19 protein-coding genes and 2 tRNA genes are annotated in these 19523 nt (G+C 68.6%); 11 read left to right on the top strand and 10 right to left on the bottom strand.

Annotation, left to right across the window (positions count from 1 at the left end; genetic code table 11):
• Positions 1 to 96: 96 nt before the first annotated feature.
• From AB0H54_RS03195 to AB0H54_RS03185, 3 genes are all read right to left on the bottom strand, one after another.
• Positions 97 to 663: a L,D-transpeptidase gene (locus AB0H54_RS03195; RefSeq protein ID WP_357344175.1), complete on the bottom strand. Its 567-nt coding sequence runs from the start codon at positions 661 to 663 to the stop codon at positions 97 to 99.
• A 173-nt stretch (positions 664 to 836) separates the two neighbouring features.
• Complete coding sequence (gene lpdA / locus AB0H54_RS03190; RefSeq protein WP_357342409.1) at positions 837 to 2240, bottom strand: dihydrolipoyl dehydrogenase; 1404 nt, start codon at positions 2238 to 2240, stop codon at positions 837 to 839.
• Between the two features lie 75 nt (positions 2241 to 2315).
• Complete coding sequence (locus AB0H54_RS03185; protein WP_355274277.1) at positions 2316 to 2759, bottom strand: MarR family transcriptional regulator; 444 nt, start codon at positions 2757 to 2759, stop codon at positions 2316 to 2318.
• Positions 2760 to 2848: 89 nt separating this feature from the next.
• On the opposite strand from AB0H54_RS03185, the gene AB0H54_RS03180 reads away from it, so the two are divergent.
• Both AB0H54_RS03180 and AB0H54_RS03175 read left to right on the top strand, forming a co-directional pair.
• Entirely contained in the window at positions 2849 to 3178 is a 330-nt protein-coding gene (locus AB0H54_RS03180) for a rhodanese-like domain-containing protein (protein ID WP_357342407.1), read from the top strand.
• Between the two features lie 79 nt (positions 3179 to 3257).
• Positions 3258 to 4286 (top strand): AraC family transcriptional regulator ligand-binding domain-containing protein, encoded by a 1029-nt coding sequence (locus AB0H54_RS03175; protein ID WP_357342406.1) that lies wholly within the window; start codon positions 3258 to 3260, stop codon positions 4284 to 4286.
• On the opposite strand, the gene AB0H54_RS03170 is transcribed toward AB0H54_RS03175, so the two are convergent.
• Positions 4283 to 5185, bottom strand: coding sequence for a LysR family transcriptional regulator (locus tag AB0H54_RS03170; protein ID WP_357342404.1), 903 nt, complete (start codon positions 5183 to 5185; stop codon positions 4283 to 4285). The two genes, AB0H54_RS03175 and AB0H54_RS03170, sit on opposite strands and share 4 nt — an antisense overlap.
• Between AB0H54_RS03170 and AB0H54_RS03165 the strand changes: the two genes are divergently transcribed.
• The 3 genes from AB0H54_RS03165 to AB0H54_RS03155 all read left to right on the top strand — a co-directional run bounded on the left by AB0H54_RS03165 (position 5177) and on the right by AB0H54_RS03155 (position 8977).
• Positions 5177 to 7081: an adenine deaminase C-terminal domain-containing protein gene (locus AB0H54_RS03165; protein ID WP_357342402.1), complete on the top strand. Its 1905-nt coding sequence runs from the start codon at positions 5177 to 5179 to the stop codon at positions 7079 to 7081. The two genes, AB0H54_RS03170 and AB0H54_RS03165, sit on opposite strands and share 9 nt — an antisense overlap.
• 31 nt (positions 7082 to 7112) lie before the next feature.
• Positions 7113 to 7811: a DUF6198 family protein gene (locus AB0H54_RS03160; RefSeq protein ID WP_357342401.1), complete on the top strand. Its 699-nt coding sequence runs from the start codon at positions 7113 to 7115 to the stop codon at positions 7809 to 7811.
• Between the two features lie 137 nt (positions 7812 to 7948).
• Positions 7949 to 8977 (top strand): NADP-dependent oxidoreductase, encoded by a 1029-nt coding sequence (locus tag AB0H54_RS03155; protein ID WP_355274293.1) that lies wholly within the window; start codon positions 7949 to 7951, stop codon positions 8975 to 8977.
• A 103-nt stretch (positions 8978 to 9080) separates the two neighbouring features.
• Here the strand turns inward: AB0H54_RS03155 and AB0H54_RS03150 are convergent, their stop codons facing one another.
• Entirely contained in the window at positions 9081 to 10055 is a 975-nt protein-coding gene (locus tag AB0H54_RS03150) for a membrane dipeptidase (protein ID WP_357342399.1), read from the bottom strand.
• Positions 10056 to 10190: 135 nt separating this feature from the next.
• Here AB0H54_RS03150 and AB0H54_RS03145 point away from each other — a divergent pair, with 135 nt between their 5' ends.
• Entirely contained in the window at positions 10191 to 10721 is a 531-nt protein-coding gene (locus AB0H54_RS03145) for a hypothetical protein (protein WP_357342397.1), read from the top strand.
• Positions 10722 to 10800: 79 nt separating this feature from the next.
• Positions 10801 to 12861: a prolyl oligopeptidase family serine peptidase gene (locus AB0H54_RS03140; RefSeq protein ID WP_357342395.1), complete on the top strand. Its 2061-nt coding sequence runs from the start codon at positions 10801 to 10803 to the stop codon at positions 12859 to 12861.
• Between the two features lie 3 nt (positions 12862 to 12864).
• Here the strand turns inward: AB0H54_RS03140 and AB0H54_RS03135 are convergent, their stop codons facing one another.
• Together AB0H54_RS03135 and AB0H54_RS03130 are read right to left on the bottom strand one after the other, a co-directional pair.
• Positions 12865 to 13734 (bottom strand): alpha/beta fold hydrolase, encoded by an 870-nt coding sequence (locus tag AB0H54_RS03135; protein WP_357342393.1) that lies wholly within the window; start codon positions 13732 to 13734, stop codon positions 12865 to 12867.
• Entirely contained in the window at positions 13734 to 14339 is a 606-nt protein-coding gene (locus tag AB0H54_RS03130) for a TetR/AcrR family transcriptional regulator (protein WP_355274303.1), read from the bottom strand. Before AB0H54_RS03130 ends, AB0H54_RS03135 begins: the two co-directional genes overlap by 1 nt.
• 617 nt (positions 14340 to 14956) lie before the next feature.
• Here AB0H54_RS03130 and AB0H54_RS03125 point away from each other — a divergent pair.
• Entirely contained in the window at positions 14957 to 15457 is a 501-nt protein-coding gene (locus AB0H54_RS03125) for a DUF5063 domain-containing protein (protein WP_357342392.1), read from the top strand.
• 27 nt (positions 15458 to 15484) lie between these two features.
• Positions 15485 to 16324, top strand: a complete 840-nt coding sequence (locus AB0H54_RS03120) for a DUF4265 domain-containing protein (RefSeq protein WP_357342391.1) — start codon at positions 15485 to 15487, stop codon at positions 16322 to 16324.
• Between the two features lie 8 nt (positions 16325 to 16332).
• Here AB0H54_RS03120 and AB0H54_RS03115 read toward each other — a convergent pair.
• The 3 genes from AB0H54_RS03115 to AB0H54_RS03105 all read right to left on the bottom strand — a co-directional run bounded on the left by AB0H54_RS03115 (position 16333) and on the right by AB0H54_RS03105 (position 17694).
• A tRNA-OTHER gene (locus tag AB0H54_RS03115) sits at positions 16333 to 16403 on the bottom strand.
• Between the two features lie 11 nt (positions 16404 to 16414).
• Positions 16415 to 16486 (bottom strand) — tRNA-Arg (locus tag AB0H54_RS03110).
• A 17-nt stretch (positions 16487 to 16503) separates the two neighbouring features.
• Positions 16504 to 17694 carry a hypothetical protein gene (locus AB0H54_RS03105; RefSeq protein ID WP_357342390.1) on the bottom strand — a complete coding sequence of 397 codons (1191 nt, stop codon included), beginning with the start codon at positions 17692 to 17694 and terminating at the stop codon, positions 16504 to 16506.
• Positions 17695 to 17988: 294 nt separating this feature from the next.
• Here AB0H54_RS03105 and AB0H54_RS03100 point away from each other — a divergent pair, with 294 nt between their 5' ends.
• Positions 17989 to 18984 (top strand): ADP-ribosylglycohydrolase family protein, encoded by a 996-nt coding sequence (locus tag AB0H54_RS03100; RefSeq protein WP_357342388.1) that lies wholly within the window; start codon positions 17989 to 17991, stop codon positions 18982 to 18984.
• Between the two features lie 30 nt (positions 18985 to 19014).
• Positions 19015 to 19467 carry an SRPBCC family protein gene (locus AB0H54_RS03095; RefSeq protein WP_355274313.1) on the top strand — a complete coding sequence of 151 codons (453 nt, stop codon included), beginning with the start codon at positions 19015 to 19017 and terminating at the stop codon, positions 19465 to 19467.
• Positions 19468 to 19523: the final 56 nt, after the last annotated feature.

Below are 19523 nucleotides of genomic sequence, written 5' to 3'. Positions count from 1 at the left end.
CGCGAGGGGCGTGAGCGTTGGCGGGCGGCGGCGGTTCACCGGGTCGGGTCAGCCCGTGCCCGGTGAGTTACCCATGTTCGTTCGTTCGGACGTTGCTCAGTCGATGACCTGGGTGATGTCGCCGGGGTTCAGGTAGTCGAAGAAGCGGTGGGCACCGTCCTCGGTCATCCGCACACAACCGTGCGACTTCGAATTGACCGGGCCGACATGGAATGCCATGTCACCGTTGAAGAAGGTGGCCCAGCGCATCGGCGCGTTGTGCATCGTGCTCCAGTGGAATTCCCGCTTGAAGGAAATCCGGGTGACGGCGGGCGGAGTTTCGTATCCGGCCATCCCGTGCGAAATCGGCGTCGGGCCGAAGATCACCCGGCCGTTGTCGACCAGCCACGCCTCGTTCGTCGACAGCCGCATGCACGCCCTGGCCTCGACCACCGGGCACGGGGAGGCCGTCGGGAGGATGGCGGGAACGCCGGGAACGTCGGGGCCACCGGGGAAAAGCGGTTCGGCCATCGCGGGTGCCATGGTTCCGAATCCGGCCACCGCCACCAATGCCGCAACACGAGCTACCCAACCGAGAATGCGCATACGAGTCCGTTGCCTCTCAACCGTGCCCGCCACCCGCGAGCCGCCGGGCGAGGGGACCATCTCATGGAACACAAACATGTCGAACACGAGCGTGGAACTATCACCAGAGGTGCCCTCGCATCATCGGCCACAGAACGCGATTCACCAAATCAACGCCCGTAATTTTGACCGAAAAGAAATACACGGAATTCGTGTCGCCGACACGAACGAGGGGCGGTCGCCCGGCGACCGCCCCTCGTGTCCTCGACAGATCAGAAGTTGATCATGTGGCCCGCGAGGCCGTGGATCGCTTCCTGCAACGCTTCGCTGAGCGTCGGGTGGGTGTGCACGTTGCGCGCGAGCTCGTTGACCGTGAGGTCCCACTTCTGGGCCAGGGTCAGCTCGGGCAGCAGCTCCGAGACGTCGGGGCCGATGAGGTGGCCGCCGATGAGCTCGCCGTGGGTCTTGTCGGCGATCAGCTTCACGAAGCCGGTCGGGTCGGCCAGACCGTGCGCCTTGCCGTTGGCGGTGAACGGGAAGGTCGCGACCTTCACGTCGTAGCCCTCGTCGCGGGCCTGCTCCTCGGTGAGACCGAAGCTGGCGACCTGCGGCTGGCAGAAGGTGGCGCGCGGCATCATCCGGTAGTCGCCCAGGGTCAGCGTCTCGGCACCGGCGATGGTCTCGGCAGCGACCACACCCTGCGCCTCGGCGACGTGCGCGAGCTGCAGCTTGGCGGTGACGTCACCGATCGCGTAGATGCCGGGCACATTGGTGCGCATGTACTCGTCGATCTCGATGGCGCCACGGTTGGTGAGGGCGACACCGGTGGTCTCCAGGCCGTAGCCGTCGACGCGGGGCGCGAAGCCGACGGCCTGCAGCACCTTGTCGACGGTGACGGTCTCGACCGCGCCGGACTTGTTGTCCTTGATCTGGACGGTGACCTTGGAGCCGTCGTCGTCGATCGTCTGCACGGCGGCACCGGTGGTGATGGTGATGCCGAGCTTCTTGTACTGCTTGGTGATCTCCTTGGAGACGTCCTCGTCCTCGTTGGGCAGCGCGCGGTCGAGGAACTCCACGATCCGCACGTCCACGCCGTAGTTCTTCAGGACGTAGGCGAACTCCATGCCGATCGCGCCCGCGCCGACGATCAGGATCGAGCCGGGCAGGTCGCGGGTGAGGATCTGCTCCTCGTAGGTCACCACGTTGGCCGAGAGCTGGGTGCCCGGCAGCAGCTTGGTGGTGGTGCCGGTGGCGATGATGACGTTGTCGAACGTGATCGTCTCGACGCCGCCCTTGGTGAGGGCCACATCCAGCGAGTTCGGGCCGGTGAAGGTACCGAGGCCGTCGAACTCGTCGATCTTGTTCTTCTTCATCAGGAAGTGCACGCCTTTGACGCGCCCGTCCGCCACCTTGCGGCTGCGGTCGAACGCCGCGCCGAAATCGAAGCTGACCTCACCGGAGATGCCGAAGGTCTTGGCTTCCTTGTGGAAGATATGGGCCAGTTCGGCGTTGCGCAGCAGTGCCTTGGACGGGATGCAGCCCACGTTCAGGCACACGCCACCCCAGTATTTCTGCTCGACAATCGCTGTTCGCAGGCCGAGTTGAGCGGCACGGATCGCGGCGACGTATCCGCCGGGACCAGCGCCGAGAACGACGACATCGTAGTGGGAAGTCACGACCCCGAGCCTAACTCTGTTCCGGGGAGTTCACCCACCCGTCCCCCACTTCGGTGAGGTGCGCGCGAGCGGGCGCTACGGGCCGCCGAGCACCTTGCGCAGAGTGACGGCCACGGCCTCGAGTTCGGCGGCGCTCACGTTGGCACCGAGCCGACGTTCGATGCCGGCCAGATAGTGCGGCGCGGCCTCCCGGAACCGCTGCCTGCCGAGGTCGGAGATGGCGACGAGCGCGGACCGGCCGTCGTCGGGGTTGGACTCGCGGCGCAGCAGGCCGTTCGCCTCCAGTTCCGCGACGAGGCGGCTGACCCTGGTCCGGCTGAGGACGACCTTCTCGCCGAGGTCGCTCATCCGCATCGGTCCGGCCGCGTCGAGTTCCAGGAGGACGTCGTACCAGGTCAGCGGCAGTCCGGTGGCCCTGCGGAGTTCGGCGTCGAGCTCGGGGACGAAGGCCGCGTGCACCTGGAGCAGCGCGGCCCACGCGGCGACCGCGGCACGACGGGACGGCTGATCGGTGGGCACCGGACCAGCTTAGCCACTTGCGTGCGTGCGCACACAACTAGTAGCGTGTGCACGCACATAAATTTCCTCCGAACGACCGAGGTGGACCCATGACCGCACTCATCACCCGCGACGAACTGGCCGCGGAGATCGCGGCGAACACCGTGACCGTGCTCGACGCGCTGCCGCCGGACTACTACGCCAAGGCACACCTGCCCGGCGCCCTCAACCTGGTCGAGGACGACGTCGCCGACCGCGCTCCCGACCTCCTCCCCGACCGCGACGCGGCGATCGTGACCTACTGCTCGAACGCGGCGTGCGGCAACAGCCAGGTCGTCGCGAGCAAGCTGGAGGCCCTCGGCTACACCAATGTCCGCAAGTACCGCGAGGGCATCCAGGACTGGTCCGAGGCGGGCCTGACGGTCGAAACGTCGGCCTGACCCCTCGGCGTTCGCCCGGTCACCGTGGCCGGGCGAACGCGCACCGGCCCCTTCGCGTCGGCACAGTAGGGTCGCAGAGGTGAGTGGTGTTGCGGCGGAGGGGATCGGTAGCCGCCTCGACGGCACGGTGTCCACCCACCTCCTCCGGCTGCTCCTGCGTGCCGCGCGGGCCGCGGGCGTCGCCGAGGACCAGCTGGCGCGCGTTCCCGGCACCGACGAGGTGATCCTGAGCGGCGAGCTCAACCGGATCCCGATGACCTCGCTGCTGCGCCTGTGGGAACTGATCGCGCAGGCGCGACCCGGCGCCGGGTCGGGGGCGGCGATCGCCGCCGCCGCCCCGCTCGGCTCCCTCAACACCTGGGACTACCTGGTGACCACCGGTGCGACACTGGCGGATTCGCTGCGCGCCGCCCAGCCGTATCACCGCCTGGTCACCGCGGCCACCGAGGGTTTCGACCTCACCGGCGACGGCGATCTCACCATCGGCTACCGGACCTCGGCGGGCGATCCGGCGGTGGCCGCGGTGGTCAACGAGTACGTCCTCGCCTACTACCTGCGCCGCGCGGGCGAAGCGCTCGGGCGACCGCTCGTGCCGACCCGGGTCAGCTTCGGCCACGCCGCACCGGCCGACCGCACCGGCCTGATCGCCGTATTCGGTACCGCCGACATCGAATTCGACGCGGAGTCGGACGCGATCACCTTCCACGCCGACGACGCCACCGCCCCGCTCGCGCGCGCCGACCCGATGCTGTCGGACCTGATGCGCAGCCACGCCGACCTGGTCCTGACCTCCGCCCGCCCGATCGCGGGCCCACTCGACGCCTTCCGCATCGCCCTGGGCGCGGCCCTGGACGCGGGCGACCCGGCCCTGCCCCGGGTCGCGAAAAGCCTCGCCATGAGCCAGCGCACCCTGCAACGCCATCTCGCCGAGCACGGCACGTCCTGGCGCGACGAACTCGACCTGCTGCGCTACGAGCGCGCGCGAGCTCTGCTCGACCAGGGCCACAGCACCTCGACCGTCGCGCAGCGCCTGGCCTTCACCGACGACCGCGCCCTCCGCAAGGCCTTCCACCGCTGGACCGGCGCCTCGCCGACGACGAGCCGCTAGTCGGGATCGCCGGGCCGCAAGGTCTTTCCGATCTCGTCGGCGAGCAGGAAACTCGCCAGGCCGTGGCCGTGCTTCTCCCGGCGCACGAGCGAGATGATGTTCACGTCGAAGGCGTCGCGGACATGCCGGAAGGCCAGCCGACCGTCCCGCAGTTCCTCGGCGACGTCGAATTCGCTGAGAAAGGCGATGGCCTCGCCGGACATCGCGAGCCGTTTCATCGTCTCGATCGAATTGGTGTGGAACGCGGGCTGGATATCGAGACCGGCGTTGGCGAAGGCCTCGGCGACGATGCCGTGGATCACCATCGAGCGGTCGGCGAAGATCAGCGGAAACGGCGTGCACTGCGCGAGCGGAATCGTTTCCATCGGGGCCAGTGGATGCTGCGGCGAGACGACGACGCCCAGCCGCGTGTTCATCTGCCAGCAGACCTCGAGCTGCGACGACGGCGGGATGTTGAAGCCGAGGCCGAGGTCGGCCTCGCTGTTCTCGATCGCCTGCACGATGTCGAGGGTCGACATGGTGCGGATCGAGATCCGGATCTGCGGATGCCTGGCACGAAAGGTCGTGGCCGCGGTGGCGACAACGCTGCTGGCCAGGCCGGTCATGGTGGCGATCACGACCTCACCGCTGCCGAGGGCGCGCAGATCACGGATGTCGGCCACGGTCTCGCGATACTGCCGCAGCGTCTGCCGGATGTGCACGAGCAGCGCCTCCCCCGCCGGGGTCAGGCGCATGCCGCGCGGCAGCCGTTCGAACAGCGGCTGGTCGAGTTCGGCCTCCAGCAGCAGGATCTGCCGATTGATCGCCGAGGGCGCGACATGCAGCCGGGCACCGGCCGCGCGGATGGACCCGAGCCGCGCCACCTCGTCGATGTACTGCAGCAATCGTGAATGGAGCACCGCTCACCTCCCGGAATTAGTGTACGAAAATTTAGTACACGTCGTGCGAAAACGAATGCTTGTGGGCAACGGTACCGATCGCGTCCAATCGATACACGCACCCGACAGTGCGGGAATATCGAGGTGAGGACCGCTATGCCCCAGCAGAATTCGACGACCGACGCACCCTCGGCGACCGAGGTTTCCACCCAGGACGATCACGTCCGCAGTATCTTCGCCATCCTGGAAGGCGAGCAGGAAGCCGACCTGCTGCTGCGCAATCTGCACATTCTCGATGTGCACAGCGAAACCGTGTACCCCGGCACACTTCTCGTCCACGGCGGACGCATCATCGCGCTCAGCCCGGACGAATCGATCGTGCGTTTTCGCGAATCCTTCGACGGCGAGGGGCTTTACGCGATTCCCGGCCTGATCGACGCGCATCTGCACTTCGAATCCCAGCTCGCGCATCCGGCGGCTTTCGGGGAGGCGATCGTGCCGAGCGGCACGACGACGGTCTTCGGCGAGACCCTCGATTTCGCCAGCGCCGCAGGCGAGGAGGCCGTCGAGGCCGCGCGGGCACTGTTCGCCGATCACGACAAACTCCCCTACCGCCTCTATGCCTTCGCTCCGGGAAAGAAGACCTCGCCCGAGGTGACCGAGGCGATGCTGGCGATGGATCCGGTGATCGGTCTCGGCGAACTGGCCCACCTGTCCTATATGACCGGCAATGCCGACGATTTCCGCAAATCCGCGCTCGGCCGCGCGAATGCCGGATTCGTGAACTGCCACTGGGGTGTCACGTCGCTGTCGGACATGCTGCTCAATTACATGCCGGCGATCGGCGTCGACAACAACCACGACGTGTGGAATGAAGCCGATATCGAGAAGAGCATCCGCTACGGCCTCAACACGCAGATCAAGTTCGGCGTCGGTAGTCCCGAGGTCATTCGAACGATGTTGCGCGCCATCGTGAAACGTCGCTGGCCCGCCGAGAACTTCCAGCTCTGCGCCGACAATATCTCCGTGGACCGGGTCCTGCGACAAGGCCATATCGACTGGGTCGTCTCGCTGGCCGTGGAGATGGGGATGCCGCCGATCAAGGCGATCAAGATGGGCACGCTCTATGCCGCGCGCTCATTCCACAAGGACCGTGATCTCGGCTCGCTGAGCCCGGGCCGATTCGCCGACATCGTGCTCACCGACAGCCTGTCCAAGATCAACCCGCGCTACGTCTTCAAGGGCGGCAAGCTGGTGGCCGCGGACCGGCGGCTGCTGGAGCCCGTCGGCATCGACTACTCGGTCCTGGCCAAGCGGCCCCGCCCCGGACTCGGCGACCTGCGGCCCGAACTGCTCGAGCTCACGCCGATCGAGATCTCGGCCGACGGCACCCTGGCGAAGGTGCTGCTCTTCGACGTCTACGGGCGCGGGCATCGCAAATTCGCGCAGGAGGTGTGGGTTCCGTACCGCGACGGCGCGGTCGTCCCCGAACACGACGGGGCGCGGCTCAACCGGATCTCGATCGTGCAGCGCTACGCCGACGGCCCGCGGCACATCGTGAACGGCCTGTTCCAGGGCGTGTCGATCGATCGCGGCGCGGTCTCCACGTTCTGGCCTGCGCCGTCGGCCTACTTCGTGGTGGCCGGCGCCGACAGCGCCGAGATGTGCGACAACCTGCACCGGCTGGACGGTCTCGTCGGCGGCTGCGTCGTCACCGAGGACCGCGAGGTGAGGGCCATGCTGCCGCTGGACTTCTACGGGGTCATGGCCGATATGGACCTCGCCGAACTCGTCGAAGCGACCAGGTCGATCGACGACGCGCTGCTGAAGCTCGGCCATCACAACGAAGGTGAACCGGTCGTCAACAAGCTGCTGACGCTGTTCATCTCGCTCGACCGCTTCGGCTTCATGAAATAGCCTCGGCTACCAGAGCAAGGGATCCACCGCTATGCAGCACGACAACAACGCGGCAGTCATCGACAACGGAAACAAGGTGCGCCGCTGGATCACCTACGTCGCCGGCATCTACATCCTCACCCTCGGCCTCAGCCTGGCCATCAGGGCCGGGATCGGCATCTCCCCGCAGAGCAGCCTCACCCGCACGATGACGCTGGTGTTCACCCCGCTGAGCCAGGGCAACTACAACCTCATCCTCGAGATCATCATGCTCGGCCTGACCTTCCTGGTCAGACCGAAGGCCTTCAAGGCGAGCTACCTGCTCTCGATGATCCCGGCGCTGGTGCTGGCCCTCCTGCTCGATCTCAACCTGTGGCTCACCGACTGGATCCACCTCGAGCCGTACGTGGCCAACCTGGTCCTGCTGGTCTTCGCCGACGCGATGCTCGCCCTCGGCCTGTTCCTGATGATCCGCGCGAACCTCATCCTGATGCCGATCGACCTGTTCGTGAACACGATCCAGCAGAAGACCGGGCGCAAGTGGGGCAACATCAAGACCGTGTTCGACTGCACGCTGCTGGCGATCTCGGCGTTGATCGGCCTGGCTTTCCTCGGCGCACCGCATTTCATTCGCGAGGGCACGATCATCAACGCGATTCTCGTCGGACAGTACGTGAAGGGGTACTTCTTCCTGGTCGAGAAGTTCTCGGCGCGCAAGCGCCCGGCCGTGCCGGTGCCCGTCGCCGACTAGCCGACCCCGTCACCGCCCGGTCCTGTCGTGAACGGACCGGGCGGTGGCGTCCGCGGACCTGGGAGCGCGGGCACGGCCGCCATAACGTAGTCGGCACCGGAGAAAAACACCGGCTGACCTCGAAAGAAGGCTCGATCATGTCGAACTCGACCAGCGCCGCGCTGCCCACCACCACCCGGGAGATCCACCTGGCCGCCCGGCCGGACGGCGCTCCCGTCGCCACCGATTTCGCCCTGGTCGAGCGCCCGCTGCCCGAGCTCGCCGACGGCCAGATCCTGGTCCGCAACACCTGGATGTCGGTCGACCCGTACATGCGTGGCCGGATGGACGACAAGGAGTCCTACATCCCGCCGTTCGAACTCGGTGCGGCACTGGACGGTTCGGCCGTCGGTGAGGTGATCGCCTCGCGCTCGGCCGAGATCGCGGTGGGCGCCACGGTCTCGCACTTCGCGGGCTGGCGGGAGCACGCTGTCGTCGACGCGGCCACCGCGACGCCGATCGACCCGGAACTGGCCGCGCCGCAGCAGTTCCTGAGCGTGCTCGGCACCACCGGCCTGACCGCCTACGCCGCGCTCACCGATGTCGCCCCGGTGCGCCCCGGCGACACGGTGTTCGTCTCGGCCGCGGCGGGCGCGGTCGGCAGCGTCGCGGGGCAGCTCGCCAAGGCGCTCGGCGCGAAGCGGGTGATCGGCTCGGCGGGCGGGCCGGCGAAGACCAGGACGCTGCTCGACGAGTTCGGTTTCGACGCCGCCATCGACTACCGCGCGGGCGATCTCGGCGGGCAGCTCGCCGCGGCCGCGCCCGACGGCGTCGACGTCTACCTCGACAGCGTCGGCGGCGAGCACCTGAAGGTCGCCATCGAGGCGCTCAACCAGCACGGCCGGATCGCACTGGTCGGCGCGATCAGCGGCTACAACGGCGCGGGCGCCCAGCAGATCCCGGACCTCTACCTGGCCGCGACGAAGGAGGCGACCCTGCGCGGCATGCTGGTGACCAGCTACTTCCCGCTCTTCGGCGAGTACATCGGCAAGGCGGCGGGCTGGCTCGCCGACGGCACCCTGCGCACGACCGAGACCGTCTACGAGGGCCTCGACCAGGCCCCCGCCGCCTTCCTCGGCGTCCTCACCGGCGCCAACACCGGCAAGATGCTGGTGCGCCTGGGCTGAGCAACCCGCCCGGGGCACCGGCCTCGCGCGCATCGGCCCGCACCCGGCTCGGTGACTCGCCACCCCGCGAGGCACCGAGCCGACGCGAGATCACCCGAGGGCGTCAGTCGCGCCAGACCTGCCCCGCGACTCTGGCGAAGTTGCCGCCGAAGATGGCGGCGCGCTCCCCGGCGTGGAACCCCCGGTCGGCCAGCAGCTCGTCGAGACCGGGGGCACCGGATTCGCCGAGCAGGTCCTCCGGGGGAACCCATTGGAGCGGGCCCCATTTCGTGTACGACTCGGAGAAGGCGCCGGGGTTGGCGCGGATCTCGTCGTTGAACTCCTCGCCGTCGAAGGAGTAGTCCGAGCCGACGCCGATGTGGTCGAGCCCGACCAGGTCGACGCCGTAGCGGATGTGGTCGGCCATCGCGGCGAGGCGGGCGGCGTGGTCACCGGGGGCGTTGTGGCCCAGGAAGATTCCGACGCCGTTGATGCCGATCACGCCGCCGGTCTCGGCGCAGGCGCGGGCCTGATCGTCGGTGATGTTGCGCGGATGTGCCCACAGGGCAGCGAAATTGGAGTGACTGTAGATCATCGGGACGGCGGTGTGGGTCGCGATGTCGAGGCCGGTGCGCCGCGAGCAGTGCGAGCCGTCGGCGAACATACCGACCTCGTTCAGCTTGCGCACCAAGTCTTTTCCGTAGCCGGTGAGGCCGGTGTCGGCGGTGTCGAGGCAACCGCAGCCCGCCGCGTTGGCATGGTTGTAGCTCGGCAGCAGCGAGCGCACGCCGAGCCGGTAGAACAGTTCCACATTGTCGAGATCGCCGCCGAGCGGGCCGGAGTCCTCCAGGTCGAAGGCCAGCGCGATCGCGTCGTCGGCGCCGATATCGGCGCGGCGCTCGACCAGCCGGAAGCGCGGATCGGCCGCCGCCTGGTCACGGAACCGGTGCACCAGTTCCAGCGAATCCGCGGTGGTCTGGGCCGAATACCCGACATTGACCGAGAGATACGACCCGAGCGGATACCGGGCGAGTTCGCCGATGCGCGCCGTGTGATGCAACGGCAGACAGCAGTGCTGCTCCCACAGGAAGGGCGCCATATTCACCTCCGGTCGTTGTTCGTGACCTGCGATCCTACGTTTCGCAACACATCCGGAACCGGAGCGACGCTAACGCGATGTCTGATTAGTCCGATTAATCAGTACCTTCCTCCCACTGCCCGAAGGCGGTGCGACATGCGTCGCTTCCTCGTCCTGTTCACCACGCTCGCGGCCTGCGCGAGCCTGTGGACCCTCCCCGCTGCCGCCGCCCCGTCCTCCTGCGGCGTCACCTGGGGCTCGCTCGACAAGTCCAGCGCGAACTACTCCACCGCGACCGTCGGCGCTGTCCGGTCCGGCCGCCACGACTGCTTCGACCGGCTCGTCATCGACCTGTCGGGCCCGCGGGCCGGCTACCGCGTCGGCTACGTCGACACCGTGACGATGGACGGCTCCGGCGCCACCGTCCAGTTGCGCGGCGGCGCGTACCTCCAGGTGATGGTGCAGGCCCCGGCCTACGACGGCGCGGGCAACAGCACCTACCACCCGGCCGACCGCACCGAACTCGTCGACGTGCGCGGCTACCCGACCTTCCGCCAGGCGTCCTGGGCCGGCTCGTTCGAAGGCCAGACCACCCTCGGCCTCGGTGTCCGCGCCCGGCTGCCGTTCCGGGTCACGACCCTCGACGGTCCGGCGCGCGTGGTGATCGACGTCGCCCACGCCTGGTGACGGCGCTCCAGCGGCCGGACGACCCCCGGGCGGTGAGCTGGCGGAGGATGCGATCCGCCACATCGGCAACAATGTGGGGATGAGCGGCGTTGAGCAGGACGTGACGGATCCCTATCTCTGGCTCGAGGATGTGACCGACGAGGCCGCGCTGGACTGGGCGCGGGCCCGCAACGAGGTCGTGGCGCGACGGTTCGCGGCGACGGAGCGCTTCACCGCGCTCGAGCAGCGCGTCCTCGCGATGCTCGACGACGACACCAAGATCGCCTACCCCGGTCGGCGCGGACCCTGGCTGTACAACTTCTGGCGCGACGCCGAGCACCAGCGTGGCCTGTGGCGCCGGACCACCTTCGAGTCCTACGCGACCGATGATCCCGAGTGGGACGTGCTGATCGATGTCGACGCGCTCGCCGAGGCCGATGGCGAGAACTGGGTCTGGTCGGGGGCTGCGGTCCTGCGGCCCAGCCAGGAGCGCGCCATCATCCACCTGTCCCGGGGCGGCGCCGACGCGACCGTCGAGCGTGAATTCGACCTGACGACAAGGGAATTCATCGCACCGGCGGACGGTGGGTTCTACCTGCCGGAGGCCAAGTCCCGGATCGGCTGGATCGACGCCGATACCGTCTATGTGGGAACCGATTTCGGACCCGGCTCACTCACCGATTCCGGGTACCCGCGCATCGCCAAGCGCTGGCAGCGCGGCACCGAGTTGTCCGCGGCGGAGACGGTGTACGAGGGGAAGCCGGGCGATGTCTCGATCAGCGCCGGCTACGATCGCCACCCCGGCTACGAGCGACACTATCTGCACCGGTCGACGGACTTCTTCAACAGCGAGGTGTCCCTGCTCGACGACGGCGAGTGGCGGTTGCTCGAAACGCCGACCGACGCCGACGTCGACTGGTACCGCGACTGGCTCCTGGTGCGCCTGAAGACCGCCTGGACGCCGGGCGCGATCACCTACCCGCCCGGCGCCCTGCTGGTCACCGACGTGAACGACTTCCTCGCCGGTGCACGCGAATTCGAGGTGCTGTTCACCCCGGACCCGCACACCTCGCTGGAGACGTGGGGCTGGACCGAGAACCACCTGATCCTCACCACCCTGCGCGATGTGCAGACCGGGCTGCGCGTGCTCACTCCCGGCCCCGATGGCTGGACCAGCGCCGAACTCGCCGACTCCCCCGCCATGTCCTCCACGTCGGTGAACAACCTCGACCCGCTCGAGGGCGGCGACGAATTCATGCTCACCACCACCGGTTTCACCACGCCGACAACACTGCTCAGCAGTGCCATCGGCGATCAGGCCACCGTACTCAAGCAGGCGCCCGCCTGCTTCGACGCCACCGGCATCGAGACCGAGCAGTTCTTCGCGACCTCCGACGACGGAACGGCCGTGCCCTACTTCGTGATTCGTCACCGTGACCGTCGCGGCACGCCGAGCCCGACCATCATGAACGGCTACGGCGGCTTCGAGATCTCCAAGACCCCGCAGTATCTCGGCTCGGCGGGCATGGCCTGGCTGGAGCGCGGCGGCACCTATGTGATGACCAATATCCGCGGCGGCGGCGAATACGGCCCCGAATGGCACACCGCGGCGCTGAAAGAGCACCGGCACCGCGCCTTCGAGGATTTCGCCGCGGTCGCCCGCGATCTGGTGACCCGCGGCATCACCACCCCGGACCGGCTCGGTGCCATCGGCGGCAGCAACGGCGGCCTGCTGATGGGCGTGATGCTCACCCGCTACCCGGAGCTGTTCGGCGCGATCGTGTGCCAGGTGCCGCTGCTGGACATGCGGCGCTACCACCTGCTGCTGGCAGGCGCGTCCTGGGTGGCCGAGTACGGCGACCCGGACAAGCCCGAGGAATGGGCCTACATCAGCGAATACTCGCCCTACCAGAACACCGACACCGACCGGCAGTACCCGCCGATCCTGCTCGCCACCTCCACCCGCGACGACCGCGTGCACCCCGGGCACGCGCGAAAGATGGCGGCGCTGCTGGAATCCCAGGACCGGACCGTCTGGTACTACGAGAACATCGAGGGTGGGCACGGCGGCGCGGCCGACAACAAGCAGTCGGCCTATCTGTCCGCGCTGGTCTACGAGTTCTTCACGCAGATGCTGATGGAGGGCAGGCGCTCGGCGTAGGCGCTAGCGGTCGCGCAGCCACTTCTCGACGACGTCGACCGTGGAATCCGGATTGGTGATCCAGCCGTTGTGCCCCAGCGCTTCCGGCTGGAACCACCGGGTCACCGGCGCCGCGGGCAGTTTGCTCAGCAGGTGGTCGGCGGAGGTCTGCGGGGCCAGGTCGTCGCCAGCCACCGTGATCGACAGGACCGGGAACTTCAGCCGCGAGATCCGTTCCTCGTAGTCGATATCGGCGCCGACGGGCACGAAGCGCCCGGTCCGGGCCAGCCGCGCCCAGTCCGACATGAGCACCTTGGACTGCCTGCCGTAGGCACGGCGGCCGAACATGTCGCCCGGCCAGAAACCGGCGAGATTCGAGGCGACCGCCACCGCGGCCGTGCCGACCAGCACGCCGGGACCGAACACCCCGCGATAGCCGCGGAAGTACGGCGTGCCGGAGGCGACCAGGATCAGCCCGGCGATCCGGCCGCGCGCCCTGGCCGCGTACAGGACGGCGAGCTGCCCGCCCATGCTGTGCCCGAGCAGGTACGGCGTGCTCCCGGGGAACCGGTCGCGCACGGCCTGCAACATCGCCGGGAAGTCGACGGCGGCCAGTTCGTGGTAGCCGTAGGCGCTGTCGGCGTCCGGGCGGTGGGTGCTGTCACCGTTGCCGCGCAACTCGCCGATGGCCACGTCGAAGCCGCGCTGGGCCAGCCGGTCGCCGAAGTATTCGTAGAACTCTCCTGGCACGGCGAGGCCGGGCACGATGACGACGACCGGCCGCGGCGCGTCCGGGGTCACCGGATGTCGATGCGGGCCACGGGCCGGGATGAGCCGCACGGGCAGGGTGGTGCCGTCGGGCACCTGGATCGGGACGACCTCGACCCGGGGCATCAGGCCCCTACCGCACCGAGGATCACCCGGCTCAGCACTTGGATCACATCGTCGAGCGGCGGCCGTGGCTCGGAGCCGCTCCAGCCGTCGACGACGTAGTTGACCGCGCCGATGATCGCCAGCACGCGCAGCTCGTAGTCACCGGACGGGATCTCGCCGTGCATGGCGGCGTCCTCGGCGGCACTGGCCAGCAGCGAACCCCACACCCGGCGCAGCTCCAGCCGGAACTTCTCCACCTTGGGACCCGCGCCGACCACCTCGACGAGCGCCACCCGCGCCTTGCGCGGATCGGCGCCGATCGCCTCGACGTAGGCGCGCACGGCGGCGTCGATCTGCTCGAGCACCGTCGCGTCGGTCTTCGCTTCGAGAGCAGTGGCGACCGCTTCGCGCGATTGCCGATCGATCTGCTCGTACAGTTCCAACAGCAGCGACTCGCGGCCGGTGAACTCCTCGTAGAACTGACGGGACGAGAGTCCCGCGTCCTTACAGATGGCACCGACCGAACTGTTGGCGTACCCGTCGCGCGCGAAGACCGTCAGGCCTGACTCCAGAAAACGCGCACGCCGCTGGCGTTGCCGGTCCTCTACGGGTTGCCCGGCATACATTCGTCCCGTATTCGCATCCTGTGACATTGTCGCTGACAATACCGAAGGGCCCGATCCCCTCGTCATGGATCGGGCCCTTCGGCCGCCCTTCCGGCTTACCGCGCGTTAGCCGAAAGTTGGCTACAGTCCGCTCAGTTGCCCGAGGCCTGCGCAGAACCGGTGCTGAGCGAGCTGGTGAGCAGGCCGAGCAGCAGGCTCAGGATGTTGCCGTCAGAGCTGTCATCGGTGATGTTGTAAAGCATGTGTCACTCCAAGTTGGTGCTTTGTGACTACGTTGTCACTGGCCATTTGCCGTCTCGGACGATACCGAGGCAAATGTGAACAGGGAGTGTTTTAGAGGAATTCCCTAGAACTTTTTTGTCACTTGGCACAAGCCCCAGGAACTTCCGGCTCACCCATCGATCCGGACCGTCGCCCCGCCGCCGCGCATCGTCGGCGCGCTGGGACAACCAGAATGTGAAACGGGATTGTACCGACGCGCGGCAGTGGCAGCCGTCGAACCGCGAAGTACTCGCCATCGCCCGAATTCGGCAGCGCGGCCGCGACCTTCGCCGCTGCGCGGGTACGTGGCGGCCGAGGGGCTTGCCGAGGCCGGTCGGGCGAACCATCCTTACCGGATGAGCGAGAAGCCGCCGGAGGTCGAGACATTCGTCGGATCGGCGCGCGAGTACTGCGCGGTCGTCGAGGGGCTCGGCGGCGAATGGGAGCCGGCGGCACTGGCACGGGTGCTCGTGCCGGTGCTGGCCGGGCTCGTCGCCGCCGGGTGCGCGCTACCGCAGGTGGAACCGACCTCGACCGCGGTGCCGGATTTCATCAGCCGCGAGCGGTGGTTCGAGCGCTTCGAGCGGCTGGGCGAAGTCCTCGGCCGCACCGATCACTACTGGTCGAATCTCGACCTGACCTCCGAAGCTCCGGTGAGCGCGGGCTCGCTGGCCGACGACCTCACCGACATCTGGCGCGACCTGCGCCACGGTCTCGACGCGCTCGACACCGGATCGAATTGGCGTGACGTGGTATTCGAGTGGCGGCTGTCCTTCATCGCGCACTGGGGCAGGCACGCCGTCGACGCGCTGCGTCCGCTGCACGCCGCCCTGCGCGCCGACCTCCTCCGGAAATAGGGGCCGCCCCCTGGCATGCTCTCCCGCATGACCGCGAACGAGGACGACGACACCGACTACGTGCGGGTGGTGTTCCGGCTGCCGGAGGACCCCGCGGGCTGGCACGCGTTCAGCACGGAGCGGATGTGGGCGGTGCGGCTCGACGAGCGGCGGGTTCGGCTGGACAACATCCCTTTTCACGCGCGGGCCGTCGCGCTCGGCGATGTGGTCGCGGTCGAGGCGGACGACGAGGGTGTGCTGTGGGCCGGTGAGGTGCTCGAGCCGTCGGGGAACTGCACGATCCGGGTCATCCCGGCCGAGGGGTGTCTGCGCGCCGAGGTCCGCCAAGCCGTGCTCGACGCCTTCGAACCGCTCGGCGTCGAGGGCGAGGGCAGCGGCACCGGCCTGGTCGCCCTGAACGTCCCCGCGCGCAGCGACCTCGAGGAAACCAAAGCCACCCTCGCCCAGGGCCACGCCGACGGCCTGTGGATCTACGACATCGGCGCCGCCACCGAGCAATGGCGCACCGCCACAACGGCACTCGCCGACAACAACCCCAGCGACCCGCCCCCGGCGTCCTACGGCCTCGCCTTCCCCGCCGACCTCGCCGCCTTCGTCTACAACACCGTCGCCACCGGTGAGCGCCCCGCCCTGGTCGTCGTCCGCGACCCCGACGGCGAATGGATCATCGGCGACGGCTCCGACGCTCCCCTCGCCGCCGACACCGCCACCGTTCTCCCCATCCAGCACGTCACCGACACCGACTCGTCCGTCCTCGAACTGGCCGCCCTCCCACCAGCCAAACTCGCCTGGCGCGACCACCCCACCGACCCCTGGACCATCGAGGACTTCACCTACACCGACGAGGACACCGACCACCCCGAGTAGCGGCGGAGTCTCGTCGACCGGGCTCGAACCGGCGTCCACCCGGTCCGAGCCGGGCGCTCTACCACTGAGCTACGACGAGACCTCCGCCTGTGCTGTCGACCGGGCTCGAACCGGCGTCCGCCCGGTTAGGAGCCGGGTGCTCTACCGCTGAGCTACGACAGCTCCGCGATCGTGCCCCATCAGAGGTGCGGGTGTCCACCGGATTCCGCGGACAGTTCGGCGGCGTAGCCGGCCTTGACCGGCTTGCCGCTGAACGCGCCTGCGCTGCGAAGCAGCATGGCCCACAGCGGATCCGCGACTTCGACGCCGTGCACCAGCTCCGGCGTCGGGCGGAAGGTGCCGACCCGGCCCGGTGGTTTCGGCGCCGTCCAGCCACCACGCTCCGGATCGACCGCGGCGGCCGCGCAGGCCGCGCGGACGTCGGCCGCGGTGCAGGCGGCCCGGCCCGCGAGCACCTCCCACGGCAGTGGCAACGCCGCCCAGACCCGGGTATCCGGGTGCGGGCCGGATCCGGCCGCACTGTGCCATGCCGCCAGGTCTCCCGCGATCAGCATCATCGCCTTGCCGGGACAGACGGAGTCCAGCAGACCGGTGGCGCCACTCGCCGCGAGGCAGGACAGCCAGGCCGCGCGGGCCGCATTGTACGCACCGCACAGCAGATTCCAGGTCGAGGAGTCGTTGCCGCGGCGGACCACCATGCCCTGCCGGTCGAATTCGCTGGAGTTCCACACCTTTTCCAGCATCTCGGCCGTCGCGCGGAGCACGGCGGACCACCGGCCGACCAGCAGTCCCCGCTGTTCGTCGGTGAGGTGATCGAGCACCTCCGGCGTCGCGTAGGCCTGGGCGATCATCCACCAGTCGGTGTCGTCGTTTCCGCGGCAGCGGGCGAACAGGAGCTCGGCGACCTCGTCGAACGGATTCGCACGACCCTCCAGGGTGAACTCCCGGCGAAGCTTGCGCTTGGCCGTGTAGTAGGCGACGAAACAGGCCGCGTTCGGGTCGGCCCGGAACCGGTCGAGCGTGAGTTCCGCGGCGAACCCGGCGCGCGCCCGCACCGCGAGCTGCCTCTTGCGCTGCTCGGCCGCCAGCTTCTCCGCCTTGGCGGTCAGCCTGGTCAGCGCCCGGAATCGGCGGTTGTACTGACGCTTGGAGACGTCCATGCCGGCGTCCGCACGCTGCTGCCTGTTGAGCCGATCGGCCAGGAAGTCGGTGCGTCGCGGGTCGAACCCGATCTCGGCACCGATCGACTCGGCGAAGGCCAGGAGCGAGGCCGGGGTGTCGGCATCGACCTTCGCGGTGACATCGAAGAGCCTGCTGGTCGCCGCGACCTGGTGCGCGCCACCGACCGGACGCGCGAAATCCTCGGTCATGGAACTCAATCCGTCCCACCTCCGCGCCGCCTCCGCGACCCCGGCCAGCCGAGCGTGCTCATCGCTGCGCAGATCCCGTTTCAGGCAGTACAACGCGAGCCGCGCCACACTCTCCGGCCGGTACCGCGCGTCCAACGACCGATGCAACTCGACCAGCGCCTCATCCCGCCCCATCGTCATGCGGTCGATCATCACAAGTCCCGACGTCGCGCTGCAACGCCAATTCGGCGGGTAGGTGGACGATCATCGTTATGGTTGCAACGACCACTACCGTGGTGGCAGAATGGCCCGCACATGGTGCGGGATATGGATAGTGCTCGGGACAGCCTCGAAGGGTTGTCGGTGGGAGATGCGTTGGGGGCGCAGTTCTTTGTGCCCGGTCGGTCGGTGGCCGAACTGATGGGCGGGCGGGTGCCCGCTGGGCCGTGGGAGTGGACCGATGACACCGAGATGGCGTGTTCGGTGTTCACCGAGATCCGGGCGCGGGGGCGGATCGATCGGGACGCGCTGGCGGCCGTGTTCGCCGATCGGTGTGAACCGTATCGGGGGTACAGCGGCGGGACAGTCGCTGTGCTGCATCAGATTCGGGATGGTCGGCCGTGGTCGGAGGCGGCGGGGGCGTTGTTCGACGGGCGAGGGTCGTGGGGGAACGGTGCGGCGATGCGAGTGGGGCCGCTCGGGGCGTATTTCGCCGGTGACCTCGATCGGGCCGCGGCGGAAGCGGCGTCGGCGGCCGAGGTGACGCATCGACACCCCGAGGCGATCGTTGGAGCGATGGTTGTCGCGGTGGCGGCGAGCTGGGCGGCGGCGAGTCGCGGAACGGACCGCGCGCCGGAGGAACTCCTGGCGGCGGTGGAGCCGTACCTGATTCCCGGGCGGACGACGAGTGGGGTGCGGCGCGCCGGGGAACTGCTCGGGCGGTCGATCGCCGAGGCCGCGTACGAGCTGGGCAACGGCGCGCAGGTGAGTGCACAGGACACGGTGCCGTTCACGCTGTGGGTGGCGGCGAGCCACCTCGACGACTATGCGGCCGCGATCACCGCGTGCGTCGCAGCCGGTGGTGACGCGGATACCACTGCGGCGATCGTCGGCGGAATCGTGGCCGCGCGCACGGGGATCGGGACGCCGGGCGGTGTGCCCGAGGACCTGGCGGGCAGCCAGGGAAGCGCTGCCGGCCTGGGTGGGGTGAAGGCGCGATGTGACGACGCCCGCACAGGCCAGGGGCGAGCTGCGGAAAATCCGACCGGGGGCGGAGGGTTCGCGGGTCGACGATGCCTATGCTGTGCGTGACAGACCGTCACACCCATCCCGGAGGCACCGTTGCCGAACAATCTCGAAGCCAGCATCGACATCGCCGCAGCGCCGGAGAAAGTGTGGTCGATCCTGGCCGACCTGCGCCGCGTCTCCGAACTCAGCCCGACGACGCTCAAGATGATCGCCCTCGGCGGCGTCCGTGACGGCGCGTTCACCGTCAACGTCAACAAGGTCGGCTGGAAGATCTACCCGACCACCTCGCGCATCGTGACCTTCGAGCCGAACAAGTCCTTCGCGTTCCGGATGAACGAGAACCGCACGGTGTGGCGCTACGACCTCGTGCCGACCGCCACCGGCACCCGGGTGGTGGAGACCCGCACCGTCGACGCCAAGGGCCTGCCCGGCTGGCTGCGCGGGACCATCAAGGTGGCGATGGGCGGCGAGCAGAAGTTCGAGGCCGACCTGGTCGCCGGGATGCGGGAGACGCTGAGCAAGGTCAAGGCCGCCGCGGAGCGCTGACCGCACGACACCCCGAGAGCCCGCCGGATGATCCGGCGGGCTCTTCGTCGTTTACG

It is taken from the genome of Nocardia sp. NPDC050718 (genome assembly GCF_040654235.1).
Lineage (GTDB): Bacteria > Actinomycetota > Actinomycetes > Mycobacteriales > Mycobacteriaceae > Nocardia.
Note: the sequence above shows the minus strand (reverse complement) of the source record. Positions and strands in the feature narration are given on the sequence as shown.

Excerpts from the sequence above, each read along its gene's own strand:
- AB0H54_RS03195 (WP_357344175.1), bottom strand. The coding sequence starts at position 663 with ATGTTTGTGTTCCATGAGATGGTCCCCTCGCCCGGCGGCTCGCGGGTG.
- AB0H54_RS03180 (WP_357342407.1), top strand. The coding sequence starts at position 2,849 with ATGACCGCACTCATCACCCGCGACGAACTGGCCGCGGAGATCGCGGCG.
- AB0H54_RS03165 (WP_357342402.1), top strand. The coding sequence starts at position 5,177 with ATGGAGCACCGCTCACCTCCCGGAATTAGTGTACGAAAATTTAGTACA.
- AB0H54_RS03160 (WP_357342401.1), top strand. The coding sequence starts at position 7,113 with ATGCAGCACGACAACAACGCGGCAGTCATCGACAACGGAAACAAGGTG.
- AB0H54_RS03155 (WP_355274293.1), top strand. The coding sequence starts at position 7,949 with ATGTCGAACTCGACCAGCGCCGCGCTGCCCACCACCACCCGGGAGATC.
- AB0H54_RS03150 (WP_357342399.1), bottom strand. The coding sequence starts at position 10,055 with ATGGCGCCCTTCCTGTGGGAGCAGCACTGCTGTCTGCCGTTGCATCAC.
- AB0H54_RS03145 (WP_357342397.1), top strand. The coding sequence starts at position 10,191 with ATGCGTCGCTTCCTCGTCCTGTTCACCACGCTCGCGGCCTGCGCGAGC.
- AB0H54_RS03140 (WP_357342395.1), top strand. The coding sequence starts at position 10,801 with ATGAGCGGCGTTGAGCAGGACGTGACGGATCCCTATCTCTGGCTCGAG.
- AB0H54_RS03135 (WP_357342393.1), bottom strand. The coding sequence starts at position 13,734 with ATGCCCCGGGTCGAGGTCGTCCCGATCCAGGTGCCCGACGGCACCACC.
- AB0H54_RS03130 (WP_355274303.1), bottom strand. The coding sequence starts at position 14,339 with ATGTATGCCGGGCAACCCGTAGAGGACCGGCAACGCCAGCGGCGTGCG.
- AB0H54_RS03125 (WP_357342392.1), top strand. The coding sequence starts at position 14,957 with ATGAGCGAGAAGCCGCCGGAGGTCGAGACATTCGTCGGATCGGCGCGC.
- AB0H54_RS03120 (WP_357342391.1), top strand. The coding sequence starts at position 15,485 with ATGACCGCGAACGAGGACGACGACACCGACTACGTGCGGGTGGTGTTC.
- AB0H54_RS03105 (WP_357342390.1), bottom strand. The coding sequence starts at position 17,694 with ATGACCGAGGATTTCGCGCGTCCGGTCGGTGGCGCGCACCAGGTCGCG.
- AB0H54_RS03100 (WP_357342388.1), top strand. The coding sequence starts at position 17,989 with ATGGTGCGGGATATGGATAGTGCTCGGGACAGCCTCGAAGGGTTGTCG.